The following is a 26,993-nucleotide window of genomic DNA, read 5'->3' on the forward strand; positions in this document are numbered from 1 at the left end:
GGCGGTGGTGGCGGTGGTGGCGGCCGAGGCCGCTAGTTCACCCCCTCGTCCGTGACGAATAACCATCAGGCCGGACCTCCTCGCGGGGGTGCCGGCCTGATGCATTATGGCCGACGGCGAGTCGTGCCCAGGGTGGATGCGCTTGACCGCCGTTCGCAGCGTTTGGTAATTGCATGCCAGTCTGCAAATCGGTCTTAAGGAGCAACCAATGCGTTACATCCACTTGCCCCTGGCCTTTTGCCTTGTCTTTGGAATGCTGGTGTCGGGGACTGCTCTGGCCAAGGATGAAGCTCCGCGGCAGGAGCCGAATCCCGCGCTGCAGGACCAGCAAAAGACCCAGCCCAAGGCCAAGATTCTGCCCTTGGAGACGGACCACTCCGCCAAGGAAGCTCTGGACAGCCTGCAGGGCAGGTCAGACGGCCGGGGTGATGGCGGGCATGGCGAGCCGAGTTCCGGCTTTGGAGGCATGGGCCCCAGCCACGGCGGCGGGCCTAGCCCCCACAGGTAGGGCCGCGCCGACACGCGGAGCCGAGCCTGTTCGCGAGGACTGCGGTTTTGATCCCCGGCCTTGGTCCGGGCCGGTGGGCTATTCCGGTATGTTCGGCGTGGACGCGAAGCGCGGTTCGTGCAGAGGCAGCAGGATGTCCGCCGCGGCCTTGACCTTCAGCATGGTGTCGTAGGCCTGGTAGCTGTTCACCACCGTGCCGCAGGGGATGACCTCCATCTCGCGGGCGGTGATCTCCTTCGGCGGCAGCAGGTTCTCCATGATCACGCAGAAGCCGGTGATGGCGGCCACGCCCTTGGCCGTGTCCACCAGCACGGTCAGGCCGCCCTCGGTGTGGGCCGGGGTGTGCATCACGCGCACGCCCGGCACGATCTCCGCGTCCCCGGTCAGCACCTCGAGCTGCCCGTTCTCCTCCACGTCGGTGATGTAGTCCTCCAAATAGCGGTAATCCAGCGGGTGCGGGTCGTGGATGTGCTTTAGCTCCGCCTCGTGCACGTAGATGCGCGCGTTGACGCACTTGTAGTCGTTCTCGCAGTGGTCGTTGTGCAGGTGCGTGTGGATGACGATGTCGATGTCCTCGGGCTTGAGGCCGTAGAGCGCCAGCCCCTCCTCGAAGGTGTGGATCGGCCCGCCGATGGCCGCCTCGCGGTCGGCGGAGACGATGGGCCGCATCTCGCCGGTGTCCACGAGGATCTTCTTGTCCCCGCCCTCGATGTACCAGCTGTAGATGGGGATGGTGTACTGCTTCCCGTAGGCGTGCTGGTAGGTCATCATGCTGTGGTCAAAGACCTTGGTGCCCATGACGATGGGGTGGATGATGTATTTGGTCATGAGAACCTCCGGGAGCTTGTGATGCCGCGGGCATGGCCGCCCGTTCGCGTATCCTGCTGTAAGGAGGGAAAATAGCAGAGGGCGCTGTGGCAGGCAAGCCGGGGCGCAAATGTTCCCTCGAAAGCTTGCCGTGGGGGGCCGCCGGGCATATGGTCAGGGCGTTTTGCGTCGTGCCTTGGCGCAGGTCCAGACAATCGAAGGAGGCCCCCCATGAAGCGACACCTCGTTTCGGCGATCCTGGCGGCGCTCGCGCTGCTTGGCAACGTCACGCCCGGTCCGGCCCAGGAGCGCGGCGTGGAAGTGCGCGCAGCCCGTCCCTACGTGGTGGTGGGCACCGGCCAGCAGCGGTGCTACGACAACCGCGGCCCCATCGCCGCGCCCAGGCCGGGCCAGGCCTTCCACGGCCAGGATGCCCAGCACCCCGGCCCGGCGGCGAGCTACGCCCTGAGCCCCGACGGCATGACCGTCATTGACCGCAACACCGGCCTGATCTGGCAACGCAGCGCGGACACCAACGGCGACGGCGCATTGAACAGCCGCGACAAGCTCACCTTCGAGCAGGCCAAGGCCCTGCCCGCCAGGCTCAATGCCGCGCGTTTCGGCGGCTACGCCGACTGGCGCCTGCCGAGCATCAAGGAGCTCTACTCGCTCTTTGACGCGCGCGGCACCGACCCCAGCGGCCCGAATATAACCAGCACCTCAGGCATGGTGCCTTTCATCGACACGAAGTTTTTCCGCTTCGCCTACGGGGATCCGTCCTCGGACGGGGGGCGCGGCAGCGAGCGGCTCATCGACGCGCAGTACGCCTCGAGCACGCTCTACGTGGGCGGCTCGAAGCAGAACCGGGGCAAGGTCTTCGGCGTGAACTTCGCCGATGGCCGCATAAAGGGCTACGACCTGCTTGGGCGCAGCGGCCAGGGCAAGACCTTTTTCGTGCTCTGCGTGCGCGGCAACCCGCAATACGGCAAGAACAGCTTCCACGACAACGGCGACGGCACCGTCAGCGACCGGGCCACGGGCCTCACCTGGTCCAAGGCCGACAGCGGCGCGGGTCTCAACTGGCAGCAGGCCCTGGCCTGGGTGCAGCAGCAGAACGCAAGGAAGCACCTTGGCCACGGCGACTGGCGCTTGCCGAACGCCAAGGAGCTGCAGAGCATCGTGGACTACTCGCGGGCGCCCGACGCTACAGGCTCCGCCGCCATCGACCCGGTGTTCTCGTGTACGCGCATCACCAACGAGGGCGGGCAGCCCGACTATCCCTTCTACTGGAGTTCCACCACCCACGCCAATGACCGGGGCGGCAATACTGCCATGTATGTCGCTTTTGGCCGGGCGCTGGGCTGGATGACCCCAGGCGGGCGCGGCCCGGGCCAGGGCGGCCCCGGCATGGGCAGGCCGGGCCAAGGCGGCCCGGGCCAAGGCGGTCCAGGCCAAGGCGGTCCAGGAATGATGGGTGGCGCGGGGTTCGGCGGGCCGCCGCCAGGGGGGCCAGGATTTGGCGGGCCGCCTCCGGGCATGTCCGGGCAGGGGCGTCCCATGGCCTTTGGCCGCCAGCCTTCCGGCGACGGCGGTGGCAGCGGCAACGGGAGCTACCACCTGATCGATGTCCACGGCGCGGGCGCGCAACGCAGCGATCCCAAGGCGGGCAACGCCGCCGACTACCCGCACGGGCGCGGTCCCCAGGGCGACGTCCTGCGCATCGAGAACTACGTGCGTCTTGTGCGCGGACCGGGCTCCTAGGCCGCAAGGCCGTGCCCGGGAGCATCTTGCCTGGTCGCCCGGGCGGTCTTATCTCCTGCCCAGGCGGGAGGCGCGCATGACGCAGCACCAGTTCGGGGATTTCCGGTTCGAGGTGGGGCCGGACGAGGCGGACCACGCTGAGGCGGGGCGCTTCGCCGTGCTGGTGTTCCAGGGCAACGCGCCGTTTCTGGACATGCATGGCGCGCCGCTGCGCAAGATCTTCCCGGCCAAGGCCTCGCCCGCGCGCATCGAGCAGTTCTGCCGCCGCTTCGCCTCGGACGACGCCTTCCGCACCGGCACGCTGCTCAAGCACGCCTTTGCCTGCTGCTGAACTCAGGAACGCTGCGGCAGCGCCAATCAGAACAAGGACAGGTGCGTCTGCCTGGTTTGCACCTTCCGGGTGATCTGCCTGCGGCGCAGGGCGTCGTGGGGCAGGTCGGCCAGCAGGCGCGAGGGCGCTTGCGCCAGAGTGCGGCCATAGAGCGTGCGCTCCAGCGCGTAGGACAGGCATAGCGAGCTTCTGGCCCGGGTCATGCCCACATAGAGCAGCCGCCGTTCTTCCGCCAGGGCGTCCTCGCCCCCTTCGTCCACTGCCCGCTCAAAAGGCAGGATGCCTTCCTCCAGCGCTGGCAGGAACACCGCCTCGAACTCCAGGCCCTTGGCCGCGTGCAGGGTCATGAGGCGCACCTTCTGCGCGCTCTGCCGCAGCTCGGCCAGCCCGGCCTGCAGGCGCACCCAGTCCAGCAGCCCGACCCAGCCGTGGTGGGCGTCGAACTCCTGGCAAAGGTCGCGGAAGGCCGGGCCTTCCCAAAAGAAGCGGTCGAAGGGCGGGCTCTCGCGCAGGGCAGGGGGCAGCACGCGCGGGCCTTGCAGCAGCAGGAATTCCGGCAGGTTCACGGCCACGGCGCTGTCGTCGGGGCTGTCGGGCCTGGGTGTCGCGACAGGCAGGCCGAAGAGCTTTTCCGCCACGCGCAAAATGGCCGCCACGCGCGGTTCCTCCCAGAAGACCTCGGCCTCGGGCGCGGAGCAGGGCAGCCCGGCCTGTTCCAGCGCGGCCTTGAGCGGGTTGATGAGGGCGCGGAAGCGCACCAGCACGGCGATGTCGCCCGGGGCCAGCTGCGCGCCGTCGGCGTTGTGCAGGGTCAGGCTGGTGCCGCCGATGAGGGCGCGGGCGCGCTCGGCGATGGCCCTGGCCTCGTGCTGGGCCGTGGGCGCCTGCACCAGCTCCAGCCTGCACTCCAGGCCCGGCCTTGCCCGCAGGCCAGGGGGCGTGGGCAGCAGGGCTCCGGCCGCGTCGAGGATGGCCTGCCCGCTGCGGTAGTTCTCGGCCAGGGCCAGCACGCTGAGGCCGTGCCAGCGCTCGGCCAGGCGCTCCCGCACGTTGCCGACCGCGCCCCGGAAGCCGTAGATGCTCTGGTTCGGGTCGCCGATGCCGAAGAAGCCCTCGCCGGACTCTCCCGCCAGGCCGAGCACCGCCTCCAGCTGCAGGGCCGAGAGGTCCTGGATTTCGTCCACCAGCAGGTGCGGGAAGGGCGGGGTGAAGCCCGGCTGGCGCACCTCGGCCAGCAGGAATTCGATGAGGTCCGTGAAGTCCGCCAGGTTGCGAGTGGCCTTGAGCTCGTCCACCTCGGCCTGGGCGCGGCGGGCCAGTTCGCCGTCCGCGCCGTCGAGCGGGTGGAAGCTTTCCCGGGCCAGGCTGTGGCGGCGGAACAGGGCCTCGCGCTCCGGCTTGGCAAGGGTGTCCGGCAGGGACTCCACGAAGAGCTTTCGGGCGGCGTCCTCGGACAACAGCACCGGGGGTTGGCCCCGGCGCATGGTCCACAGGGCCAGGGCCAGGGCGTGCAGGGTGTCGGCCAGGGGCAGAGGCTCGCCAGGGCCGCGCAGGCAGGCCAGGCGCTCGGTGAGCTCGCCAGCCGCGCGCCGGGTGAAGGTGGCTATGGCCAGGGAGTCCGCCGGGACGCCGTCGGCCAGGAGGCGTTCCACCCGGCGAATGAGGGTGTGGGTCTTGCCCGTGCCCGGTCCGGCCAGCACCAGGGTCGGTCCCGGCCCTGCGTACACAGCGGCCGCCTGGGCCTGGTTCAAGCCATCCGCGCGCGTTGGGGCGAGGTGCGCTTCGGCCGCAGGCTCGGGGTCGCCCGCGGACTCCGGCTCGGGTTCGGGCTTGGCGGGGGCGGCGCGCTTGCGGCCCCGCTGGGCGGGCATGGCCGCCAGGCGCCCGCCGTGGCGCATCTCGGCGCGCTCCTCCGGGGTGAACACGGTGATGACCCCGAATTCGCCGTCGTAGCCGCTCTTGCGCAGCACCTTGCCCGCGCGCATGCGTTCCACGGCCTCGGCCAGCACCGGCGAAGCCTTGCGGATGTCCGGCAGGGGCGCCTCGCGCAGGATGAACAGCTCCGGGCCGAGGGTTTCGATGAGGCGGAAATATTCCTGCGCCACCTTTTTGGAGCCCGCGCCCACGTCCAGCACCTCGGAGAGCACCTCGCGCAGGGGGATGAGCGAGTCATAGCCGGGTTGGCCTTCGGGCTGCACGGGCTCGGGGCGGTCGGCCAGGGCCAGCACGCGGTGCAGCACTCCCAGGGTGGCGGGCTTGCCGCAGACCGGGCACAGGCCCCGGTTGGCCACGGTCTCGCCGGGCTCCATGGACCAGTTGCACTTGCGGTGCCCGTCCATGTGGTACTTGCCCTCCTCGGGAAAGAACTCCACCGTGCCGAGGAACTCGCAGCCGTTCTGCTCCTCCCCTGGCAGATGGGCGCGCAGCGCCTGCCGGATGCCGGAGAAGCTCGGCTCGCCCCGGAACAGGTTGGCCTCGCGCGCCAGCTTCTCGCCGGAATGGGCGTCGGAGTTGGAGATCATGCGGTAGCGGTCCAGGGCCGAGAGGGTCCAGTTCATGCCGGGATCAGACGAGAGCCCGGTCTCCATGGCGAAAATGTGTTCCGAGAGGTCGCCGTAGCACTCCTCCACGGAATCGAAGCCGGACATGGAGCCGAAGAGCGAGAACCAGGGCGTCCAGATGTGCGCTGGCACCAGGAAGGCCTCGGGGTGGGTGTCGAGCAGCATGCGCAGCAGGGTGCGGCTGTCGAGCCCGAGGATGGGCCGGCCGTCGGAGGCGAGGTTTCCCACCTGCGCGAGCTTCACATTGAGCGCGCGGGCGGCCTCAAGCGTCGGCAGGTAGACGAGGTTGTGCACCTTGCGCACCTTGCCGCCGCGTTTGTAGATGGAGCTGATCTCGCCCTGGAGCATGAAGCGGGCGCTGCCGGAGAGCCGCCCTTCAAGGCCGGGAATCTGCGCGGCGAGGCCGGAAGGCTCGCGCAGGCGGAGCAGCCCGGAGCCGTCCTCCGCCAAGTCGCGGCCGATCTCCTCCAGCCAGCCGGGATGCGTGCAGTCGCCGGTGCCGAGCACGCCGACGCCCTTGACCTCGGCCCAGGCGGCAAGGCTGCGCACGGTGAGCCCCTTGCTGGTGGCGCGCGAATAGCGCGAGTGGATGTGCAGGTCCGCCGCGAAGCTGGTCATGCGTTTCCCTTGCCGGTCTGAAGGCCTTGCGGCCTGCCGGGCCGAATGATTTTGCAGACCGTAGCCGCTGGCGGCGGCGATGGCAAGTGGGCGGGATAATTGCGGGCCGCTCGCCAGGGCGGGGTTACTGCTCCAGGCCGGTGTAGAACTCGCGGAATTCGCTGGCGGCCAGGGTTTGGGCGGCCATGCGCCGTTCGTTGACCTCGGCGTGGTGCTCGCGCACGAGGGAGGTGATGAGCGGGTCCAGGGCGGAGTGGGCGGCCATGTCCTCCAGCACGCGCAAGGTGTCGTCCTTGCTCATGCCCGCGCGGTAGGGACGGTCTTCGCGCAGGGCGGTGAACACGTCGGCGGTGGTGAGGATGCGCGAGCCGAGCGACAGCGACACGCCGGACAGCCCGCCGGGATAGCCCTTGCCGCCGGGCTGCTCGTGGTGCTGCGAGGCCCAGTCCGTGACCTGCTCAAGTCCCGGCACGGAGCCGAGGATGGCGCGGCCCAGCTCCGGGTGGCGGCGCATGATCGCCAGATCCTCGGGGTCGAGGGGACCGGGCTTGTTCAAGATTTCTGAGGGGACGGCCAGCTTGCCCAGGTCGTGCAGGTTCCCGGCCAGGCGCATCTGGTCCAGGTCAGGGACGCTGAACCCGGCCTTCTCGGCCAGGCAGACGGCAGTCTCGGCCACGCCGCGCGTGTGCGTGGCGGTGAAGCGGCTGCGGAAGTCGATGATCTGTGAGAAGGCCGTGGAAGCGGCCATGAGCTGGGCGCGCGTCATGCCGCGCTCGTCGAACATGTCGGGCGAATCGGTGAGTGCGTGGGTGGGGTCGCTCAAGGCCATATCGGCCCAGAAGCGTTCGGACGCGGCCAGTTCGCTCAAGCCTTCCAGCACGGCGGGGTCGAAAAGCGTGCCGGATAGCCCGCGCAGCAGCCGGACGATCTCCCACGGCTCGTTCAGGCCCTGCCGGATGAAGAGCACGTCCAGCCGGTCGGCCAGGCAGAGCACGTTGGCGAGAAACAATTTGCGCTCAGGCGCTGCCATGTCCGGGGCCAGCCCATCGAAGTGCATGAAGGGCGTGTGGTGGTGGCGCACAAGGACGGCCACGCTCTCAAGCAGCGGATTCTTGCGCAGCAGGCGGTAGCCGCGCTCGGCGTGGCGCACTCCGTCGGCCTCGAACTGCAGGGCCGCCAGGCGGCTCTGGATGGAGAAGCCGCCCACGTCGTGCAGCAGGCCCGCCACGTAGAGGTCCGTGCGCTCGGCGCGCGGCAGGTCGAGCGCCCTGGCCAGGCGCACCGCCGCGTAGGCCACGCGCTTGTGGTGGCCCACCACCTCTGGGCTGATGAGGTCGAGCGCGCCGGACAGGCCGGTGAGGAAGTCAAACAGGCGTATGCCCACGAGAGCTACTCCGCTGGATCTTCAGCATGTCTAAAACCTGAGAACGTCCACCTGGACTTCGGCCTTGCCGCCCATGTTCTCAAGCGCCCCTTTCAGATTCAGGTCCTCAAGGCTCTGCCTGGCCTTGAGCGGGTCGGCGCGCGGGGTCAACTCCTTGTTGGTCACCGGGTCCAGCACCTTTTCCCGGCCCAGTTTGAACCGGAACGGCTCGTCCTCGCCCAGGCGCTTCGGGTCAAGGGACAGGTCCAGCTTCCAGCTTGTGGCGTTGGACTGGTAGCTGTCCCGCAGGTCGACGCGTTCGCCGCTGCCGGGGTCCCGCGTGACAGCCTCGCGGCTCAGCGCGCTGTAAGGCGCTGCCAGGTCGGCCTTGCTGAGCCGCGGCTTGGCCAGCAGCTCCGAGGCGCTCTGCGCGACCTTCACCCTGGGTTTGCCCGAACGCTTCCTGGCCTCCGCGCCGTGGGCGGGGCTTGGAAATGTTGGCGCCAGAATCGCCAGGCTCAGCAACAGGGCAACTGTCCGCATGAAATAATCCCGCCTCCATGTCAGCAGGTCGAAAGCAGACACAATTTAACACATCATTTCCTGGATGCAAGCGCCGCTGCACATGTCAGCGTTTGGACCCGCAGGTATCTTCGGCGCTGATGGACCAGGCGCCGCGCAAGGCGGCGCACCCATTCGTCAGTCCAGGGTCCGGGCGTAGGCCGCCAGCCTGTCCATGCCCTGGGCGAGGTTCGTGAGCGAATTGGCGTAGGAGAAGCGCAGGAAGCCTTCGGCATTGGCGCCGAAGTCGATGCCCGGGGTCACGCCCACGTGGGCCTTCTCCAGGATGTCGAAGGCAAGCTTGAGCGAGCTGCCGCCGAAGCGCTCGGCCCAGTGACGCGCGTTGGCCAGCACGTAGAACGCGCCCGTGGGGTCGTGGGCCACGCCGAGGCCGAGGGCCTTGATGCGCGGCAGCAGGTAGCGGCGGCGCTCGTCGTAGATGGCCTTCATGCGCGCCACGTCGGCGGCGGATTCCTTGAGCGCGGCGATGCCCGCGCGCTGGGCCACGGAATTGGCGCTGATGAAGAAGTTCTGACACAGCTTCTGCATGGGCCGGATGAATTCCCGGGGCGCGATGAGGTAGCCCAGGCGCCAGCCGGTCATGGCGTAAAGCTTGGAGAAGCCGTTCAGCACGAAGCAGCGGTCGGTGAACTCGAGCGCGCTGTGCTCGCGGCCCTCGTAGACCAGGCCGTGGTAGATCTCGTCGGAGATGATGGACGCCCCGGTGCGGGTGGCGATGTCGGCCACGGCCCGCATGCGCTCCGCCGAGAGCAGCGTTCCCGTGGGGTTGGCCGGTGAGTTCAGCAGGATGGCCCTGGTGGAGCCGGTCATCGCCGCTTCGATGGCCTCGGGCCGGTACTGGAAGCTGTCGTCCTCGCTCACGGCCACGCGCACGGGTTCGCCCCCGGCGAAGCGGATGAAGTTGTCGTAGCAGGCGTAGGCCGGATCGGACAGGATGACCTGGTCGCAGGCCTCGATGATGCTCGAAAACAGCAGCAGCATGGCCGGGGAGGTCCCCTGGGTCACGATGACCTGGTCCGGGTGCACGGTGACGCCATACCGCGTGAGGTAGTCCTCGCAGATGGCCTCGCGCAGGGGGAGCAGGCCCAGGCTGTGGGTGTAGTGCGTCTCGCCGTCGGTCAGGGCCTTCTTCGCGGCCTCCTTGATGCACTCTGGCGTGTCGAAGTCCGGCTCGCCGATCTCCAGGTGGATGACGTCGTGGCCTTCGGCCTCCAGGCGGTGGGCCGCCTCCAGTATGTCCATGACCAGGAACGGGGTGATGTCCCTGGCGCGCTTCGAGATGCAGGCGTTTTCGCTCATGGCGTGCTCCGTCGGGGTGGCGGCTGTCGGTGCAAATAGAAAAGGACCGGGCGGACAGCCCTGCAACGGCGTCCTGTCCCCGGCCCTTGTTGGACGGTCCTAGAACTCGAAGTTCAGCGCCTGGCGGATGTCTTCGATGTTCTTGCGGGCCACGGCGCGGGCGCGCGCGTTGCCGTCGGCCAGGATGGCCCAGAGGCGCTCGGGGTCGCCCTCTAAGGCGCGGCGGCGCTGGTGCACGGGCTCAAGGAAGCGCGTCAGCGAATCCATGAGGATCTTCTTGCAGTCCACGCAGCCAAGGCTCGCCTTGGTGCAGCCCTCGCGGATCTCCGCGCACATGTCGGGGCTGGTCATGAGCTTGTGGTAGGGGAAAAGGTTGCACACGTCCGGGTCGCCGGGATCGGCCCTGCGCAGGCGGTTCTTGTCCGTCAGCATGGTCTTGATCTTCGGCGCGATTTCTTCCAGCGGCTCGCCCAGCGCGATGGAGTTGCCGTAGCTCTTGCTCATCTTGCGGCCGTCGAGCCCGGGGAGCTTGGCTTCCTCGGTCAAGAGCGCCTTGGGCTCGGGGAAGAAGGGGGCGTCTTCCGCGCAGTGCAGGAAGTTGAAGCGCCGGGCGATCTCGCGGGTCAGCTCCAGGTGCGGCAGCTGGTCCTGGCCCACTGGCACAGCGGTGGCCTTGTACAAAATGATGTCTGAGCACATGAGCACCGGGTAGCCGAGGAACCCGTACGTGGCCAGGTCCTTCTGGCCGGAGAGCTCCTGGGCCACCTCCTTGAAGGTGGGGTTGCGCTCCAGCCAGCCCAGCGGGGTCAGCATGGACAGGAGCAGGTGCAGCTCCGCGTGCTCCTTGACCTGCGACTGCTGGAAGATGACGCATTTTTCCGGGTCCAGGCCCGCGGCGATCCAGTCCAGCACGAGGCCGGGCACGAAATCCTTGATGCGCTTGGGGTCGGCGTACTCGGTGGTGAGCGCGTGCCAGTCGGCCACGAAGAAGAAGCACTCGTGGTTGGCCTGGAGTTCGAGCCAGTTGGCCAGCACGCCGAAGTGGTGGCCCAGGTGGAGCGGCCCGGTGGGGCGCATGCCGGAGACGATGCGTTCGTGTTTGGCGGTCATGGTGTGCTTTTTTGTTGATGGTTACATGCGTATGCCGAGCAGGGCGGAAACGTAGCCCACCGGCGGGAAGATGAGTGAGCCCAGGAGGCTGATGCCCGCCAGCTGGGAGACGATGAGCAGGCCCAGGAGCAGCATGAAGCCGTAGCGCCCGAGGGCGAGGAACTTGTAGGCCAGGCGGTTTGGCAAAAACCAGGCCAGGATGTTGCTGCCGTCCAGCGGCGGGATGGGCAGCAGGTTGAAGAAGGCCAGCATGAGGTTCACGATGACCCCGGCTTGGCAGATGAGCACGAGAGGCTGGAGCATGGAGCGCAGCTGCGGCTGCGAGAAATACGTCGGCACCAGGAGGTGGAAGAGTGCGGCGAACAGCAGGGCCAGAAGGAAGTTGGCCCCCGGCCCGGCCAGGGACACCAGCATCATGTCGCGCATGGGGCGCTTGAAGTAGCGGGCGTCCACGGGCACGGGCTTGGCCCAGCCGATGTTTGCCAGCAGGAAGGCGATGGCGCCCATGGGGTCCAGGTGCTTCAGCGGGTTCATGGTCAGGCGCCCGGCCAGCTTGGCCGTGGGGTCGCCCAGAGCCAGGGCCGCCAGGCCGTGCGAGAGCTCATGGCAGGTCAGGCCCAGAAGCAGGGGGACGGCCAGAATGCTGATGCGGACGATTTGTTCGGACAGGGATTCAAGCATGATGCCTGCGGCTAGCACGAAGCGTCCGCGCGGGCAAGGGGAAAGCGCCAGGCCCGGTCAAGAAGGGCTGCGGCTGGCGGGCTCAAACGCTGAAGAAGCGCCCCATGTCGATCTTGTAGTCCGCCGGGTTCAGCACCTCGGCAATGTCCTGGGCCTCGTGCGTGGCTTCAAGGGCTTCCAGGTCGAGCACGCGGGGCAGTCGCGGGCGCAGCTTGGCGTCTAGCACGACCTTGACCTGCGGCTTGGTGGGGCGGTGGGGATTGGTGCTGATGACGATGCCGTGCTCCCCGTCGGTGAGGCGCACGAAGCTGCCCACCGGGAACACCCCGATGCACTGGATGAAAAACTCGATGTCCTCTGTGGCGAACTGCTTGCCGCGCCACTGGTACATCATGCTCAGGGCCTGGGCCGGAGGCATGGCGTCCTTGTAGGCGCGCTTGCTGGTGAGCGCGTCGAACACGTCGGCCACGGCGATGATGCGCGAGAAGAGGGATATCTCGTGCCCCTGGAGCCCGCGCGGGTAGCCGGAGCCGTCGTGGCGCTCATGATGCTCGGCCACCGCCCGCAGGATGTCTCGGGGCATGTCGCCCTGTTGCTTCAGCAGGTCGTGGCTCCACATGGAGTGCCCTTTCACGGCGTGGAACTCGGTCTCCGAGAGTCTTCCGGGCTTGTTCAGTATCTTCGCCGGAAGGCGTGCCTTGCCGACGTCGTGCAACAGGCCGGCCAAGCCGATCTTGAGCAGGGCGGCCCTGTCCAGGCCCATGCGCTTGCCCAGCAGTACGGCCAAAATGCTCACGTTGATGGAGTGGGTGTAGGTGTACTCGTCGAAGCCGCGCAGCTTGCACAGGGTCACGGCTGCGTTCTCGTTGCGGAACACGCTTTCGATCAAATTCTCGACCAGGGGGGTGGCCGGGGAAAAATCGATGCTTGTGCCCTTGCGCACATCCTCCAGGAAATGGCGAACGTAGCTCAGGGCCTCGGAATAGAGCCGCCTGGCCTGGGGCAGTTCCTCCGCGAGGCTGACGGTGACGGGAGCGCCCAGCGCCGTTGCGCCTTCCAGGAGTGCGTCTTGTGTTCTGGCTATGAGCACGTCCTCGACGTCTTCCGGCACGTAGTCGCATAGGTTGGACAGGCAGAGAATGTGAGCACCCACATTGACCAGGGGGCTGCCAAAGGTTCCAAGGCCATGACTGATCACGAACATGCCGGGCTTCAGATCGCTACGCTTGACTCGTTGGTACATGTGTAAGCGCCTTTTTTGAAAGGCTTATAGCTCCAGTGTCTGGTAAGTGCAATACGTATTTGAAATTGCAATACGCTGTCTGTGCGAATTATCTGATGGGGGTGGGGGAACAGGGGGGGGGCGGGCGGTTTAAGCGCAGAAGAAGCGCTCCATGTCGATCTTGTAGTCCGCCGGGTTCAGCACCTCGGCGATGTCCTGGGCCTCGCGCGTGGCTTCAAGGGCTTCCAGGTCGAGCACGCGGGGCAGCTGCGGGCGCAGCTTGGCGTCCAGCACGACCTTGACCTGCGGCTTGGTGGGGCGGTGGGGGTTAACGCTGATGACGATGCCGTGCTCCCCGCCGGTGAGGCGCACGAAGCTGCCCACCGGGAATACGCCGATGCAGCGGATGAAATGGTCGATGTCGTCTTCGGCGAACTGCTTGCCGCGCATCTGGAACATCTGGCTGAGCGCCTTGGTCGGCGGCAGGGCGCGCTTGTAGGACCGTTCACTGGTCAGCGCGTCGTAGACGTCGACCACCACCACCACGCGCGAGAATACGGCTATGTCCTCGCCCTTGAGCCCGCGCGGATAGCCGGAGCCGTCGTGGCGCTCGTGGTGCTCCAGGACGGCGCGCAACACTTCGCTGGGCACGTCGGACTGCCCCTGAAGGATCTTGTAGCCCTCCAGCGGGTGGGTCTTCAGAACATTGCGCTCGCTGTCCGTGAGGGCGCCCGGCTTGGTCAGCAGGTTCGCCGGCACGCGCTCCTTGCCCGCATCGTGGAGCAGCCCGGCCAGGCCCAGGTTGACCAGGGAGGACTTGCCCAGGCCCAGCTGCCTGCCAAGGAGCACGGACAGCACGCTCACGTTGATGGAATGGCAGAAGGTGTATTCGTCGTGGCTGCGCAGCTTGAACAGGGTGGCGGCGGCGGCGGGGTTGCGCATGACGCTCTGGACGAAGCGCTCCACCAGGGGGACCGCCCCGCGGCAGCTCAGGTTCGTGCCCAGGCGAACATTCTCGAAGAAGCCCTTGACGTAGTCCAGGGCGTCCGAGTGCATCTTGCGGGCTTCCGCCAGCTCCTCTCGCAGGGTGGTTGCGGTGGGTTCGTCGTCGTCCAGGGGCAGCGCGCTCGCCGTGTCGATGAGGATGGCCTCGGCGTCGTCCAGGGCAAGGGCGTTGATCTCGTCCTGTGTCGCGACATGGGCGTCCACGCGCACCAGCGGGTTGCTGAACGTGCCGAGGCCGTAGCTGACAACGTACATGCCCGGCTTGAGTTCGCTTCGTTTGATGTGTTTGCGCATGGGATCCGGCGTGAACATGACCTCGCCGGAGAAAAAGCGCAATACGTATTTGTCTGATGTTATGCGAACGGCAGGCTAGGCCGAGAAGAAGCGCTCCATGTCGATCTTGAAGTCCGCCGGGTTCAGCACCTCGGCGATGTCCTGGGCCTGGGGGGTGTTCTCCACCGCCTCCAGGTCGAGCAGGCGGGGCAGTTGCGGGCGCATCTTTGCGTCCAGCACGACCTTGATTTCCGGCTTGGTGGGGCGCACGGCGTTGGTGCTCGACACGATGCCGAACTCCCCGCCGGTGAGGCGCACGAAGCTGCCCACCGGGAACACGCCCACGCAGCGGATGAAATTCTCGATGGCGTGGGGCGTGAAGTCCTTGTCGCGCCACTGGTACATCATGCCCAGGGCCTTGGCCGGGGCCATGGCGTCCTTGTACACGCGCCTGCTGGTGAGGGCGTCGTACACGTCCACCACCGCGATGATGCGCGAGAACCGGCCGATGTCCTCGCCCCGGATGCCGCGCGGGTAGCCTGAGCCGTCGTGGCGCTCGTGGTGCTCCACAACGGCGCGGATGATCTCCGGGTCCAGGCCCTTCTGCCCCTTCATGATCCGGAAGCCTTCCAGCGGGTGGGCCTTCATGACGTTGAACTCGGCCTCGGTGAGCTTGCCGGGCTTGTTCAGGATGCTTTCAGGGATCTTGGCCTTGCCCACGTCGTGGTACATGCCCGCCAGGCCCAGCTTGAGGAGCTCGGGCTTGTCGAGCCCCAGGTGCTTGCCCAGCAGCACGGCCAGGATGCTCACGTTGATGGAGTGGGTGTAGGTGTACTCGTCGAAGCCGCGCAGCTTGAACAGGGTCACGGCGGCGGCCTCGTTGCGGAACACGCTGTCTATGAAGTTCTGCACCAGGGGCGTGGCCTTGCGGCAGTCGATGTCCGTGCCTCTGCGGACGTCGTCGACGAAGCTCTTCACGTGGACCAGGGCGTCCGCGTAAAGGCGCTTGGCGATGTGCAACTCCTCGCCCAGTCCGGTGGTGATGGGAACTCCCACGGGCCGCGCTTGGTCGAGCAGGGAGATGTGGATGCCGGTGTCGATGAGCACGTCCTCGACATCTGCCGGGACATATTCATTGATGTTCGCCTGGGTGAGGATGGGCTTGTCCACCTGGCACAGAGGGCTGTCGAAGGTCCCCAGGCCGTGGCTCACAACGTACATCCCCGGCTTCAGCTCATGGCGCTTGATACGTTGCTGCATCGATATTCTACCTTTTCAGGATAAAATAAGCGCGATTCAAACCTGTGGCAATAGGAACGATTCGCGCAACGTAAGCATCAGCTCCAGGCAGTCCGCAGCAAGAAAGTCCGGCGCAAGGGCAGTGAAATCCTTACGTTGTGAGTGTCCACTTACCACCGCGGCCGAGGCAAGTCCAGCCTGTCGCGCCGCCTGCACGTCCAGCGGGTGGTCCCCCACGAGCAGCGCACGCGCCGGTGACACGCCCAGGCGCGCCAGCACCGCCAGGGCATGGGCCGGGTCGGGCTTGACCTTGGGCGCGTCCTCGCGGGCGATGAAGGCATCGCAGCAGGCGGCGACATCGGGGAAGACCAGCTTCACGGCGGCGGTGGAGTTGCGGGTGAGGATGCCGGTCTTGACGCCGGTGGCGCGCAGCTCCGCCAGCATGGGCCGGGTGAAGGGGAACAGGGAGGCCTCGCGCGCGGCGTCAAGCTCCGTGGCCTGGATGACGAGGCGTCCGCGGCAGTGGAACTCCTGGCCCAGCGGGTGGTCGAACTCGCGGATCTCGTCGGCCAGCTCATCCAGCCACTCCAGCACGGGCAGGTCGGAGGGCTCCGGCTCCTCGCCCAGGAAGGGCTCGGCCAGGGCGGTTATCTTTCGGCGCAGCCGGGCGAAGTCGATGTGCACGCTGGCCAGGGTGCCGTCGAAATCGAAGAGGACGGCTTCAAAGGGGGGGTGGGGGTCGCGCATGGTTCCTCGTCTCCGGTTCGCATCTGCGGCTTGCCCGCGGGGCGCGGGCGGGGTACACGGGCGGGGTCAATCTCTCCGACGGAGGCGCTGTGGTCAAGCGATATGACGTGATTGTGGCGGGGGCCGGGCCGGCGGGCGCGGCGGCTGGCGCGGTGCTGGCGGGCCGAGGCCTGTCCGTTGCCCTGGTGGACCGGGCGACGCACCCGCGCCCCAAGCTCTGCGGCGGCCTGCTCACGGCCAAGAGCGTGGACGCGCTGGCGCGCGTCTTCGGCCTCTCCCTGGCGGACCTGGCGGCGCGCGGGGGCCTGTTTCACGAGAGCCCCCAGTACCTGTTCCTGCACCAGAACCGCGAACTTTTGGGTGGAGCGGCTGCGGAGCCTTTCCGCTTCGTGGACCGCCCGGCCTTCGACGCACTGCTGGCGGGCGTGGCCGTGGCGCGCGGGGCCGAGCTGCTCTGCGGCCGGGCCGTGGAGGCCTGCGACGCCGCCTCGGGCCTGGTGCGGCTAAGGGGCGGAGAGGAGCTGTCGGCCAGCTTCGTCATCGGCGCGGACGGCGCCAACTCCGTCGTCCGGCGGGCGCTTGGCCCTGAAGGCTACGACCGCGCGGCCTGGCGGCGCGACCTGGCCGCAGCCATCGAGGTGGAGCTGCCCGTGGGCGGCGGGCCGGGGCAGTTTCCCCGCGCGGTGAGCGTGCCGGAGCTGCATGTGGGTGGCGCAAGCGTGCCAAGGGCCGGGTACGGCTGGGTTTTCCCCGGGCCTCGAGGGCCGAAGGTGGGCATCTGCGGCCTCAGGCGCTCCGATCAGGATTTCGGGGCCATCATGCTGCGTTTTCTGCGCCTGCTGGGCGTGCCGGAGCCGGAGGGCGTGGCGCTCCACGGGCATCCACTGCCCTACGGCAACGCGCTGGCGCGTCCGGCCAGGGGGCGGCTGCTTCTGGCCGGGGATGCCGGGGGCTTTGTGGAACCGCTGTTCGGCGAGGGGATCTTCTACGCCATGGCCACGGGCGCGCACGCTGCCTCGGCCGTGCTCGGCGGGCTGCGCAGCGGTGAGGAGGCCTGCGCCGTCGAGTACGAGCGGCTGCTGGCGCGCACGGTGCGCCCGGAGTTCGTCTGGTCCAACCGGCTGCGCTGGTGCCTGTTCTGGGCCATGCGGCACATGGGGGCCGGGCCGATCCGGGGGTTTGTCAAAAGCGCGCCTGCCGCCCTGGCCGAGATGGTCCACGGCGGGCGCTCGTTCCGGCTGCTGCGTCGGAAGGCCTGGGAATGGGGCGAGGGGGTCGGGTGATTTCCTGCCTGTCGCGCCCCGAGGCTAGGCGTCCTTTTTGGGCGCCCTGCGCTTCTTGCCGCCAAAAGCCAGGAACAGGCCGAACAGTCCTAGCGCCGCGAGCACTCCCGCGCCCGTCACCTTCATGATGTCGAACACGTACCTGCGGCCCTGGGGGTCGTAGGTGTAGCACATGGCCACCGCGCGCTGGATGGAGAGCCCCGTGCGGCCCCCGGCTGCCTCGGTGGCGGCCATGGCCAGGTCGAAGGGCAGGGGCTTGATGCCGTAAAGGTAGCGCGTGATCTTGCCCGTGGGCGAGAGGGCCACCAGGACCACGGTGTGCACGAAGTCGTCGCCCTGGCGCCTGAAGCCGAAGCCGATGGAGTCCATGAGGCGGCGGATGTTCAGCTCGTCGCCGGTGAGGAAACGCCAGGCCTGGGGCGGAAAGCCCCCGGCTGCGTTCAGGAAGTCGCCCTTGCGCTTGGTGGCCGTGGCCGGGGTGTCCTGGTCGTTGAAGGAGACGGCCAAAACCTGGTAGTCGCGGCCCGGCTCCAGACCCACCTGGGGCAGCGTTTTGGTCAGGGTGCCCAACAGCACGTTGCACTCGTTGGGGCAGGAAAAATACACCGGAACCAGCAGCGTCGGCATGGTCACCAGATCTCCCAGGCGCAGCTTCGTGCCGTCCTCTCCGGCGAAAACGGCGTCCAGATCCGCCTGCTGGCCGAGATGTTCCGTCACCCCAACCTTTGGCGCTGCCGCTTGCGGGCCTCCGGCACCGGCGGGCGCCCCTGCCGACGCCGAGGCCTCGGCGGGGGAGCCCGTGGTGTGGTCGTTGGTTTCGTTGTGGGCGAGCGCATTCCCAGCGGCCCATCCGGCGCGCGCAACCAACCGTCCCGCCGCCGGGGTCAGCAGCAGGGCGGCGGTGAGCGCCAGGGCGAGGGCGGCGGCTGGCCTGGGCACGGGCCTACAGCTTGCTGATGTAGTCGCCCAGAGCCTTCATCTCGGCGTCGGAGAGCTTCGCGGCCTGCCCCTCCATCATGCCCTTCTTGGCGCCGCCGAAGGTTTTGGCCTTGTATCCGGCCAGGGCCTTGGCGATGGTGTCGGAGGAGAGACCCTTGAGAGCCTTGTTGCCCAGGGCTGTCTTTGAGCCATCCGCGCCGTGGCAACCCGCGCATTTCGCGTACAGGGCCTTTCCGTCGGGAGCGCCGGAGGCGAAGGCCGCCGAGAGGGTGAGGGCCAGGGCGAAGGCCAGGGCCAGTGGCAGGGCGAGTCTTTTCACTGTGTTCCTCCTAAATGCTGTTGCGCATGTTGCGGTGCGGCGCCCCGCGTGGCGGGGCGTCTACGTACTCTTCTGGCGCAATTCCCCGGCGAATTCCAGGGAAATGTGCCAGTCGACGTGCCCTTGCGGGTCTAGAACTTGGACGTGTAGGCGGCCAGGGCCTTGATGTCCGCGTCGGACAGGGCCGCGGCGAGCTTCTCCATGCCGGCCTTCTTGCTGCCGCCGTAGGTCTTGGCCTTGTAGCCCATCATCTTTTTGGTGAAGTCCTCTGCGGACAGACCCTTGACCGGTTTGCTCAGGATGGTCTTGCTGCCGTCCTTGCCGTGGCAACTGGCGCATTTTGAGTTGTACAGGGCCGCGGCGTCGGTGGCGGCGTCGGCGGCAAGGGCGGTGGCTCCCAGAGCCAGGGAAAGAGCCAGGGTCAGGGACAGGGTCAGTTTCATGAGAGGCCTCCTTGCGGGGTTATGGGTCTGCCGAAAATTCGGGTTGGCTTACGCCTTGAGCTTGTGGCCGATCCCCGCGAGGTGCCTGGCCTGGAAGCGGACGCCGTCCAGGTCGCGCTGGCTGGGCATGCGCGAACCGTCGCCCCCGGCGATGGTGCTGGCCCCGTAGGGCGAACCGCCCATGACTTCCTCCACGCCCATCTGGCCTTGGAAGGAGTAGGGCAGGCCCACCACGATCATGCCCTGGTGCATCAGGGTGGGGATGAAGGTCAGGATGGTGGACTCCTGGCCGCCGTGCTGGGTGGCGGAGCTTGTGAACACGCCGCCGGGCTTGCCCACCAGCGCGCCTTTCATCCACAGGCCGCCGGTGGAGTCGAGGAACTGGCGCATCTGCCCGCACATGTTGCCGAAGCGCGTGGGCGTGCCGAAGAGGATGGCGTCTGCTTCCGCCAGCACCTCCGGGGTGGCCAGCGCCACGGAGGACATGGCCTTGGAGGCGTCCAGGGCGCCCATCTTGCCGAGCACCTCCTCGGGCAGGGTCTCGGGCACGCGGTACAGCCCCACATCGGTTCCGGGCACCTCCCGCGCGGCCTCCGCCGCGGCCTGGGCCATGGTGTGGATGTGGCCGTACATGGAATAATAGACGATGGCGAATTTCATCTGGTCCCTCCTGCTGGTCTCAGGTGTGATAAACAACTGGGGATGATTCCTGATTATGTATTAGGACTATTACCAATGGATGTCCAGTGGGCAGAGGCAAAGGAAGTCCAGGTAGGCCTGGCCGAGAGGAACGGCGTAACCAGTCGATTTCGTGAAAGTGCGTAATCGGTGCTTGACATTATGATCATATAGCCATATTGCTATGTCTCGAAGCGATAGGGGCGAACCCAGGAGGGACCATGCGCGAACTGGTGAATGTCATGAAGGCACTGTCCGACCCGGGCCGGGTCAAGGTGCTCAAGATGCTGGAAGGACGCGAGCTCTGCGCCTGCGAGATCATCGGCCTGCTGGGCCTGGCCCAGCCCACGGTGTCCAGGCACCTCAAGGTGCTCGTCGACGCCGGGCTCATCGTCGGCCGCAAGGTCGGCTCCTGGGTGCATTACCGGTTGGCGCTGGGGCCTGATGCCGCTTCTCCCTACGCCCAGTCCATGCTGGCGACCCTGCCTGGCTGGCTGGAGGACGACCCTGAGATCAAGTCCATGCGCCAGGCCTTGGGAGGCCTTGCGCCGCTCGCCATCAACAGTACCCTGGCCGACCAGCGCGAAGGTCAACAAGGCGGACGGCAGGACTGCTGCGACACCGCCAAGCCGTAACCCCCCCCACGCCCAACGGAGAATGCTCATGGAGAAAACACGCGTCCTGTTCGTCTGCGGTCAGAACTCCGCCCGCAGCCAGATAGCCGAGGCCTTGCTGGCGCATCTCGCGCCGGAGTCTTTTGAAGCCCACAGCGCAGGCATCGAGGCCGCGCCCATCAACCCCTTGGCCGTGGCCGTCATGGCCGAGCGGGGCGTGGACATCTCGCACAAGCGCACCAAGCTGGTGGCAGAGGCCGTTGCCGAGTTGGCGGCCCAGGGCAAACGCTTCGACGTGGTCGTCACCGTGTGCGACAAGGCCGCCGGGGTGTGTCCTTTCGTGCCCGGCGTGCAGGTGACGGAGCGCTGGAACTTCGACGACCCTGGCGCCATCATGGGCGAGGGCACGCTCTCGCAGGAGCAGAAGCTGGCGCGGGTTCGCGCCGTGCGCGACGACATCGAACGGACGCTTCAGACATGGATCAAGGATCGCAAAGCCGCCAGCGCGGAGGCGTAAGGAGACATCATGAAAGAGTTGAAGCCGTTGCAGCCCATCGATCTTGGGGGCGGGTGCGCCTGCCAGCAGGCCAAGCCGAAGCTGGAGGCCGAGGCGCCGGTGGCCGAAGGGCAGGGCGTGCTGCTCCGCAGGGCCGGTCTCGGCGTCCTGCTGCTGGCAGGATGGTGGTATCTGTACCAGAGCCTGGCCGGGCTGGCAAATTTCGCAACGTATTCGGTTCTCGGGCTGGAGCAGGGCACTGGCCTGGCGTCCAGCGTCGAGTTTTTCCTGTACGACACGCCCAAGGTGCTGCTGCTCCTGGCCCTGGTGGTCTTCGGCGTGGGCATCGTGCGCAGCTTCTTCACCCCGGAGCGCACCCGGCGCCTGCTGGCGGGCAAGAGCGAGGCCTTCGGCAACGTGCTGGCCGCGCTGCTCGGCATCGTCACGCCGTTTTGCTCCTGCTCGGCGGTGCCGCTGTTCATCGGCTTCCTGGGGGCGGGCGTTCCGCTGGGCGTCACCTTCTCCTTTCTCATCTCCGCGCCCATGGTGAACGAGATCGCCGTGGTGCTGCTTTACGGCCTGCTGGGCTGGAAGGTGGCGGCCATCTACATGGGCACCGGCCTGGCCGTGGCCATGGTGGCGGGGTTTGTCATCGGCAAGCTGAACATGGAGCGCCACGTCGAGGCCTGGGTGCTGAACGTGCGGGCGTCCGGCGGCGGCGAGGACGCGCCCGAGCTTACCTGGTCGGAGCGCATGGACGCCGGCATCGTCGCCGTGCGCGACATCGTGGGCAAGGTCTGGCCCTGGGTGGTGGCGGGCATCGCGGTGGGCGCGGGCATCCACGGCTACGTGCCCGAGGGCTTCCTGGCCGCCATCATGGGCAAGGGCGCGTGGTGGAGCGTTCCTGGTGCGGTGCTCCTCGGCATCCCCATGTATTCCAACGCCGCGGGCATCGTGCCGGTGGTCCAGGCCCTGCTGGAAAAGGGCGCGGCGCTGGGCACGGTGCTGGCCTTCATGATGAGCGTCATCGCGCTCTCCCTGCCGGAGATGGTCATCCTGCGCAAGGTGCTCAAGATGCGCCTTATCCTGGTGTTCGCCGGGGTCGTGGGCGCGGGCATCCTGCTGGTGGGCTTCTTGTTCAACGCCATTCTTTAGGCCGACTTGCAACAATTCAGGAACGGTGGCGCATGAAGACGCTCGACATGCTCTGGCAACGTGTGACATTGGGCGCGGAGACGTGCGTGCGCTGCGGCGATACGGGCGAAAGCGTGCGCCGGGCCGCGGAGGACCTGCGCCGGGAACTGGCCGGGCAGGACATCGCGGTGGTGCTGACGGAGAAGGCCTTGCCGCCCTTTGCGGTGGCGGAGTCCAACCGGGTGTTCTTCAACGGCGAGTCCGTGGAGGACCTCCTGGGAGCGCAGGTGGGCATGAACCACTGCCAGTCCTGCTGCGAGATGCTCGGCGAGCAAACCGATTGTCGCACGCTCACCTTGGAGGGCCGGGAGTACGAGGCCCTGCCCGAGGAGTTGCTGCTGCGCGCCGGGCGCATCGCTGCGGGAAAAATGAAATAATTCACAGTCGACCCCTGGCTGGGGGCGGCGCAAAAGAGAGGATGACATGGCGCAGACGGAACGGAAATTCAACAAGGGCGAGCTCATCACGGCGGTGGTCATCGCTCTGGCCGTGGGCTTTTTTGCGGGAACGGTGGTGATGGAGCTTCGGCAGCCAGCGGCGTCCAGGGTCCAGGCGGAAGGCGGGGCAGGCACTGCCTCGATCAAGGATGACGGGCACGAGCATGACGCCGAGCTGAAGCGGATCGGCGAGCTTGAGATCGCCACGGCCGGCAAGCCCGACGACTCTGGCCAGTGGGTCGAGCTGGGCAACCTGTACTTCGACACCCACCAGGCCCAGAAGGCAATTGTGGCCTACCAGAAGGCTATCGCGCTCGGCGTGAGCAGCCCGGACGTCTGGACCGACCTTGGCATCATGCAGCGCGAGGCGGGCCAGGCCCAGCAGGCGCTGGCGAGCTTCGACACGGCGATCAAGCTGAACCCGCGCCACGAGAACGCCTGGTACAACAAGGGCGTGGTGCTGCTGCACGACACCGGCGACAAGGCCGGTGCCGCCAAGGCCTGGAGCCAGCTCCTCGAGATCAAGCCCGACGCCAAGACCCCGGACGGTCGTCCCCTCGCGGGCATCGTCGTCGAACTGAAGAAGTAGCTCCAGGGGAGGACGCCATGCAGATCAAGGTTCTGGGGCCGGGTTGCCCCAAGTGTCATGAGACGGAAAAGCTGGTGCGCGAGGCCGTGGCCGAAGCCGGAGTCTCGGCCGACGTGGTCAAGGTCAGCGACTTCCAGGAGATGGCCATGCTTGGCGTGTTCGCCACGCCTGCGGTGGTTGTCGACGGCGCGGTGAAGTGCTCGGGCAAGGTGCCCTCGAAAAAGGAGCTGCTGGCGTGGCTGGGCAAGTAGCGCGCCGCATGTTCCGGACGCCGCTGCGCACGGCGCTGCTGGCCCTGGCCCTGGCGCTCACTCTGGGCGGCTTCGCCCTGGCCGCTCCAGGGGTGCTGCCCGTGCCGAAGCCGGCGCCCTCCGCCATTCCCGTGAAGGGGACCGTGACCGTGGTCGACCTGGGGGCCAAGACCTGCATCCCCTGCAAGATGATGGCGCCCATCCTGGCGGAGCTGGAGCGGGAATACAAGGGCCGCGCCGCCGTGGTGTTCATCGACGTGCGCGAGGACTTTGACGCGGCCAAGCGCTTCGGCATCCGCGCCATCCCGACCCAGATCTTTTACGACAAGAAGGGCCGCGAGGTGGCCCGGCACGAGGGCTTCATGGACAAGCAGTCCATGACCGCCAAGCTGAACAGCCTGCTGGCGCAGTAGAGGCAGGACCCATGTTCGACCAGTTCCTCCTGACCGTCAACGCCTGGATGACCGCAGGCTCCGCGGCCGCCTATGCCGGGAGCTTCCTGTGGGGGCTGGTCAGCGTGCTCTTCAGTCCGTGCCACCTGGCGAGCATCCCGCTGATCGTCGGATACGTGGCCGGGCAGGGCAGGCTGGTGGAGGGCCGCGAGGCCGCGCGCTACGCCGTGGCCTTCACGGCCGGGCTGTTCATCACCATCGCTTTGGTGGGCCTGGTCTGCTCGCTGCTGGGCCGGATGCTCGGCGATGTCGGGCCCTATTGGACCATCCTGGTGGGCCTGGTGCTGCTCTATGTGGCGCTGGACATGCTGGGCGTGGCCTCCTGCCGGCTCTCCGGCGGGCTCATGTCCCGGCTCAAGGTCAGGGGCATTTCCGGCGCGCTGGTCATGGGCCTGGGCTACGGGCTTCTGTCCGGCTCCTGCACCTTCGGCTTCCTGGCCCCGCTTCTGGCCGTCATCACCGTGCAGGACCAGATGCTCACCGGCATGGGGCTCATCCTGGCCTTCGCCCTGGGGCACTGCCTGCCCATCGTCGTGGCGGGCAGCTCCGCGGCCTTGGCCCGGCGGCTTATGGAACAGCGGGTGTTCGCCGGCGGCAGCCCGTGGGTGCGCCGCGCGGCGGGCGTCCTGGTGGGCCTGCTGGGCGCGTATTTCATCGCCAGACCTTTTCTTGAAGCCTGAGTTGGCCATTTTCTGAAACCAAACGGAGGCGCGCCATGTCCGAGTCCGTGACCAGCAAGCTCTCGTTCCTTGACCGCTGGCTGACCCTGTGGATCTTTGCCGCCATGTTCACGGGCATCGGCGCGGGGTTCCTGTTTCCCGGCCTCAAGTCCGCCCTGGGGGGCATGCAGAGCGGCACCACCAACCTGCCCATCGCCGTGGGCCTGATCCTCATGATGTACCCGCCCCTGGCCAAGGTGCGCTACGAGCTCATGGGCCAGGTGTTCCGCAACGTGCGCGTGCTGGCGCTCTCCCTGGTGCAGAACTGGGTCATCGGCCCAATCCTGATGTTCGCCCTGGCCGTGACCTTCCTCTCCGGCCAGCACGCCTACATGACCGGGCTGATCCTCATCGGACTGGCGCGCTGCATCGCCATGGTCATCGTCTGGAACGACCTGGCCGGGGGCGACCGCGAGTATTGCGCCGGGCTGGTGGCCTTCAACTCCGTGTTCCAGGTGCTGTTCTTCCCGCTCTACGCCTGGCTCTTTCTCACGGTTTTGCCCGGCTGGCTCGGAATTGAAGGCGCTGTCGTCGACATCTCCATGGGCCAGATCGCCGAGAGCGTGTTCATCTACCTGGGCATCCCCTTCCTGGCTGGCCTGGCCACGCGCGTCATCGGGCTCAAGCTCAAGGGCCGGGAGTGGTACGACTCCGAGTTCGCGCCCAAGATCGGCCCCATCACGCTCGTCGCGCTTTTGTTCACCATCCTGGTCATGTTCTCGCTCAAGGGCGAGGTCATGGTGGCCCTGCCGTTCGACGTGCTGCGCGTGGCCGCGCCCATGCTCGTGTACTTCCTGGTCATGTTCCTGGCGTCCTTCTGGCTTTCGATGAAGGCCGGGGCCAGCTACGCCCAGTCAGCCACCTTGAGCTTCACCGCCGCCAGCAACAACTTCGAGCTGGCCATCGCCGTTGCCGTGGCCGTGTTCGGGCTGGATTCCGGCCAGGCCTTCGCCGCGGTCATCGGGCCGCTGGTGGAGGTGCCGGTGCTCATCGGGCTTGTGAACGTGGCGCTAAAGCTCAAGAAGCGCTGGTTCCCCGGCGATCCCGGCTCCATCGCAAGCGTCTGCCACGTGGACTGCAAGCCATAGAGGACCGGTGCAATCGGCATGAGCGACTTTCCGCGGACCCTGTTCATCGAGACCACCACCCGCTGCAACCTGGCCTGCCCCATGTGCGTGAAGAACCAGCCGGGCTGGCAGGGCGGCGCGGGCGACATGGACTTTGCCCTGTTCGAACGCCTTGCCCCGGCCTTTGGCCATGCCCAGGCGGTGATCCTGAACGGCATGGGCGAGCCGCTCATGCACCCGGACCTGCCGCGCATGGTGGCCTTTGCCAAGGCCCGGATGCCGGAGGGCGGCTGGTGCGGCCTGCAGACCAACGCGCTGCTGCTGGCCGACGCTCTGGCCGACGCGCAGGGTGAAAGACTTGCCGACGAGCTGGTGCGAGCCGGGCTCGACGTGGCCTGCATCTCCGTTGACCCGGACGAGGCCAGCCTGGGCCACGGGCCGGGGCAGAGCGGCCTGGCCGCTCGGGCGGCGCAACTGTTGCGGGCAGCGGCGGCGAGAGCGGGCCGCAGCCTGCGCCTGGGCGCGGAGACGGTGCTCATGCGCGGCGGTGCGGAGGCGCTGCCCGCCCAGGTGGACTGGGCCGCCGGGCTGAAGCTGGACTTTCTGCTGGCCACGCACATGCTGCCCGCGGGCCGCGAGCAGGAGCCCCTGGCCCTGTTTCATCCGTGCAGCGGGGCGGCGCTGGAGCATTTCGCCCAGTGGCAGGCCGTGGCCACCGCGCGCGGCCTGGACCTGGCCCGGGTGCCCTTTGCGGCTTTGCGCTTCCGGCCCACGGGCCAGGACGCCGAGCTGTTGGCCCTGGCCGGGGAGATGCGCGAAAGCGCCCGGCGCAAGGGTCTCTGGCTGAACACCGGGCGGCTGGCGCGCACGGATTATGACGAGCTGGCGCAGCTCCGGGCGCTCTTCGCCGAGGCCCGCCGCCGCGCCGAAGCCGCAGGCCTGGACCTGCGCCTGCCGGAGCTGACGGCCTCAAGCGAGCATCGCTGCGGCTTCATGCGCGACGGGGCCGCCTTCATCGACTGGCAGGGCAACGCCTCGCCCTGCCACTTCCTCTGGCACGCATACGAGTGCCGCATCTTCGGCGAGACCAAGCGCGTGCACCCGCAGCACTTCGGCAACATCGGCCAGGCTCCGCTGGAGGAACTCTGGCGCGGGGCGGCGTGGACGGCCTTCCGCGCAGCCGCTTCCGCCGGGGAATATCCGGCCTGCGGCGATTGCGACATGGGCATGTGCAGCGACGCCTGCGGCGCGGCCGGGGCCTTCGAGCAGGATTGCCTGGGCGTCGGCGTGCCCTGCGGCCATTGCCCCTGGTCCGTGGGCCAGCTCATGTGCCTGGGCAGCGAGCCGCTTTGACGTGACCTCCAGGGGCTCCGCCCCTGGACCCCGCAAGGGGACGAGTCCCCTT

29 protein-coding genes are annotated in these 26,993 nt (G+C 67.6%); 14 read left to right on the forward strand and 15 right to left on the reverse strand.

Annotated features, from left to right (window positions below; translation table 11 throughout):
• The first annotated feature begins 208 nt into the window (after nt 1-208).
• Entirely contained in the window at nt 209-508 is a 300-nt protein-coding gene (locus RDU24_RS13775; protein ID WP_308736352.1) for a hypothetical protein, read from the forward strand.
• Nucleotides 509-586: 78 nt separating this feature from the next.
• On the opposite strand, the gene RDU24_RS13780 is transcribed toward RDU24_RS13775, so the two are convergent.
• Nucleotides 587-1,336 (reverse strand): N-acyl homoserine lactonase family protein, encoded by a 750-nt coding sequence (locus tag RDU24_RS13780; RefSeq protein ID WP_308736353.1) that lies wholly within the window; start codon nt 1,334-1,336, stop codon nt 587-589.
• Nucleotides 1,337-1,546: 210 nt separating this feature from the next.
• On the opposite strand from RDU24_RS13780, the gene RDU24_RS13785 reads away from it, so the two are divergent.
• Together RDU24_RS13785 and RDU24_RS13790 are read left to right on the forward strand one after the other, a co-directional pair.
• The gene (locus tag RDU24_RS13785) at nt 1,547-3,076 is read left to right on the forward strand and encodes an Lcl C-terminal domain-containing protein (RefSeq protein WP_308736354.1); all 1,530 of its coding nucleotides are present in this window, start codon (nt 1,547-1,549) and stop codon (nt 3,074-3,076) included.
• Nucleotides 3,077-3,152: 76 nt separating this feature from the next.
• Nucleotides 3,153-3,407 carry a hypothetical protein gene (locus RDU24_RS13790; RefSeq protein ID WP_308736355.1) on the forward strand — a complete coding sequence of 85 codons (255 nt, stop codon included), beginning with the start codon at nt 3,153-3,155 and terminating at the stop codon, nt 3,405-3,407.
• Nucleotides 3,408-3,433: 26 nt separating this feature from the next.
• Here RDU24_RS13790 and RDU24_RS13795 read toward each other — a convergent pair whose 3' ends face one another.
• The 10 genes from RDU24_RS13795 to RDU24_RS13840 all read right to left on the reverse strand — a co-directional run bounded on the left by RDU24_RS13795 (nt 3,434) and on the right by RDU24_RS13840 (nt 16,107).
• Nucleotides 3,434-6,586: a UvrD-helicase domain-containing protein gene (locus RDU24_RS13795; RefSeq protein WP_308736356.1), complete on the reverse strand. Its 3,153-nt coding sequence runs from the start codon at nt 6,584-6,586 to the stop codon at nt 3,434-3,436.
• 124 nt (nt 6,587-6,710) lie between these two features.
• On the reverse strand, nt 6,711-7,970 hold the full coding sequence (locus RDU24_RS13800; RefSeq protein WP_308736357.1) for an HD-GYP domain-containing protein: 1,260 nt from the start codon (nt 7,968-7,970) through the stop codon (nt 6,711-6,713).
• A 30-nt stretch (nt 7,971-8,000) separates the two neighbouring features.
• A complete protein-coding gene (locus RDU24_RS13805; protein WP_308736358.1) occupies nt 8,001-8,492 on the reverse strand; it encodes a hypothetical protein in 492 nt (163 codons plus the stop codon).
• Nucleotides 8,493-8,648: 156 nt separating this feature from the next.
• Nucleotides 8,649-9,830, reverse strand: a complete 1,182-nt coding sequence (locus RDU24_RS13810) for a pyridoxal phosphate-dependent aminotransferase (RefSeq protein ID WP_308736359.1) — start codon at nt 9,828-9,830, stop codon at nt 8,649-8,651.
• A 99-nt stretch (nt 9,831-9,929) separates the two neighbouring features.
• Nucleotides 9,930-10,940, reverse strand: a complete 1,011-nt coding sequence (gene trpS / locus RDU24_RS13815; protein ID WP_308736360.1) for a tryptophan--tRNA ligase — start codon at nt 10,938-10,940, stop codon at nt 9,930-9,932.
• A gap of 21 nt (nt 10,941-10,961) precedes the next feature.
• Nucleotides 10,962-11,621: a site-2 protease family protein gene (locus tag RDU24_RS13820; protein WP_308736361.1), complete on the reverse strand. Its 660-nt coding sequence runs from the start codon at nt 11,619-11,621 to the stop codon at nt 10,962-10,964.
• 82 nt (nt 11,622-11,703) lie between these two features.
• Entirely contained in the window at nt 11,704-12,864 is a 1,161-nt protein-coding gene (locus RDU24_RS13825) for an HD-GYP domain-containing protein (protein WP_308736362.1), read from the reverse strand.
• Nucleotides 12,865-12,993: 129 nt separating this feature from the next.
• A complete protein-coding gene (locus tag RDU24_RS13830) occupies nt 12,994-14,160 on the reverse strand; it encodes an HD-GYP domain-containing protein (protein ID WP_308736363.1) in 1,167 nt (388 codons plus the stop codon).
• A 57-nt stretch (nt 14,161-14,217) separates the two neighbouring features.
• Nucleotides 14,218-15,381, reverse strand: coding sequence for an HD-GYP domain-containing protein (locus RDU24_RS13835; RefSeq protein WP_308736364.1), 1,164 nt, complete (start codon nt 15,379-15,381; stop codon nt 14,218-14,220).
• 36 nt (nt 15,382-15,417) lie between these two features.
• Nucleotides 15,418-16,107, reverse strand: coding sequence for an HAD family hydrolase (locus RDU24_RS13840; RefSeq protein ID WP_308736365.1), 690 nt, complete (start codon nt 16,105-16,107; stop codon nt 15,418-15,420).
• An 89-nt stretch (nt 16,108-16,196) separates the two neighbouring features.
• Here RDU24_RS13840 and RDU24_RS13845 point away from each other — a divergent pair, with 89 nt between their 5' ends.
• Nucleotides 16,197-17,390: a geranylgeranyl reductase family protein gene (locus RDU24_RS13845; protein WP_308736366.1), complete on the forward strand. Its 1,194-nt coding sequence runs from the start codon at nt 16,197-16,199 to the stop codon at nt 17,388-17,390.
• Between the two features lie 24 nt (nt 17,391-17,414).
• Here RDU24_RS13845 and RDU24_RS13850 read toward each other — a convergent pair whose 3' ends face one another.
• The 4 genes from RDU24_RS13850 to wrbA all read right to left on the reverse strand — a co-directional run bounded on the left by RDU24_RS13850 (nt 17,415) and on the right by wrbA (nt 19,751).
• Nucleotides 17,415-18,329, reverse strand: a complete 915-nt coding sequence (locus RDU24_RS13850; RefSeq protein ID WP_308736367.1) for an SCO family protein — start codon at nt 18,327-18,329, stop codon at nt 17,415-17,417.
• A 4-nt stretch (nt 18,330-18,333) separates the two neighbouring features.
• The gene (locus RDU24_RS13855; RefSeq protein WP_308736368.1) at nt 18,334-18,648 is read right to left on the reverse strand and encodes a c-type cytochrome; all 315 of its coding nucleotides are present in this window, start codon (nt 18,646-18,648) and stop codon (nt 18,334-18,336) included.
• A 131-nt stretch (nt 18,649-18,779) separates the two neighbouring features.
• Entirely contained in the window at nt 18,780-19,091 is a 312-nt protein-coding gene (locus tag RDU24_RS13860; protein ID WP_308736369.1) for a c-type cytochrome, read from the reverse strand.
• A 48-nt stretch (nt 19,092-19,139) separates the two neighbouring features.
• Nucleotides 19,140-19,751 (reverse strand): NAD(P)H:quinone oxidoreductase, encoded by a 612-nt coding sequence (gene wrbA / locus RDU24_RS13865; protein ID WP_308736370.1) that lies wholly within the window; start codon nt 19,749-19,751, stop codon nt 19,140-19,142.
• 239 nt (nt 19,752-19,990) lie between these two features.
• On the opposite strand from wrbA, the gene RDU24_RS13870 reads away from it, so the two are divergent.
• Genes RDU24_RS13870 through RDU24_RS13915 form a run of 10 tightly spaced genes read left to right on the forward strand, consistent with a single transcriptional unit; the run spans nt 19,991 to nt 26,941 of the window.
• A complete protein-coding gene (locus RDU24_RS13870; RefSeq protein WP_308736371.1) occupies nt 19,991-20,404 on the forward strand; it encodes an ArsR/SmtB family transcription factor in 414 nt (137 codons plus the stop codon).
• Nucleotides 20,405-20,432: 28 nt separating this feature from the next.
• Nucleotides 20,433-20,900 (forward strand): arsenate reductase ArsC, encoded by a 468-nt coding sequence (locus RDU24_RS13875; RefSeq protein ID WP_308736372.1) that lies wholly within the window; start codon nt 20,433-20,435, stop codon nt 20,898-20,900.
• A gap of 9 nt (nt 20,901-20,909) precedes the next feature.
• Nucleotides 20,910-22,034 carry a permease gene (locus tag RDU24_RS13880; protein WP_308736373.1) on the forward strand — a complete coding sequence of 375 codons (1,125 nt, stop codon included), beginning with the start codon at nt 20,910-20,912 and terminating at the stop codon, nt 22,032-22,034.
• Between the two features lie 32 nt (nt 22,035-22,066).
• Nucleotides 22,067-22,450 carry a DUF2703 domain-containing protein gene (locus tag RDU24_RS13885; RefSeq protein ID WP_308736374.1) on the forward strand — a complete coding sequence of 128 codons (384 nt, stop codon included), beginning with the start codon at nt 22,067-22,069 and terminating at the stop codon, nt 22,448-22,450.
• Nucleotides 22,451-22,496: 46 nt separating this feature from the next.
• Nucleotides 22,497-23,099 carry a tetratricopeptide repeat protein gene (locus RDU24_RS13890; protein WP_308736375.1) on the forward strand — a complete coding sequence of 201 codons (603 nt, stop codon included), beginning with the start codon at nt 22,497-22,499 and terminating at the stop codon, nt 23,097-23,099.
• A gap of 17 nt (nt 23,100-23,116) precedes the next feature.
• On the forward strand, nt 23,117-23,350 hold the full coding sequence (locus RDU24_RS13895) for a thioredoxin family protein (RefSeq protein ID WP_308736376.1): 234 nt from the start codon (nt 23,117-23,119) through the stop codon (nt 23,348-23,350).
• Complete coding sequence (locus RDU24_RS13900) at nt 23,335-23,763, forward strand: thioredoxin family protein (protein WP_308736377.1); 429 nt, start codon at nt 23,335-23,337, stop codon at nt 23,761-23,763. Before RDU24_RS13895 ends, RDU24_RS13900 begins: the two co-directional genes overlap by 16 nt.
• 11 nt (nt 23,764-23,774) lie before the next feature.
• Nucleotides 23,775-24,482 carry a cytochrome c biogenesis CcdA family protein gene (locus RDU24_RS13905; protein ID WP_308736378.1) on the forward strand — a complete coding sequence of 236 codons (708 nt, stop codon included), beginning with the start codon at nt 23,775-23,777 and terminating at the stop codon, nt 24,480-24,482.
• 35 nt (nt 24,483-24,517) lie between these two features.
• Nucleotides 24,518-25,609, forward strand: a complete 1,092-nt coding sequence (arsB, locus tag RDU24_RS13910) for an ACR3 family arsenite efflux transporter (protein WP_308736379.1) — start codon at nt 24,518-24,520, stop codon at nt 25,607-25,609.
• An 18-nt stretch (nt 25,610-25,627) separates the two neighbouring features.
• Nucleotides 25,628-26,941 (forward strand): radical SAM/SPASM family putative metalloenzyme maturase, encoded by a 1,314-nt coding sequence (locus tag RDU24_RS13915; RefSeq protein ID WP_308736380.1) that lies wholly within the window; start codon nt 25,628-25,630, stop codon nt 26,939-26,941.
• The last annotated feature ends 52 nt before the right edge of the window (nt 26,942-26,993 follow it).

The sequence above is a fragment of the Humidesulfovibrio sp. genome (assembly GCF_031082295.1).
Lineage (GTDB): Bacteria > Desulfobacterota > Desulfovibrionia > Desulfovibrionales > Desulfovibrionaceae > Humidesulfovibrio.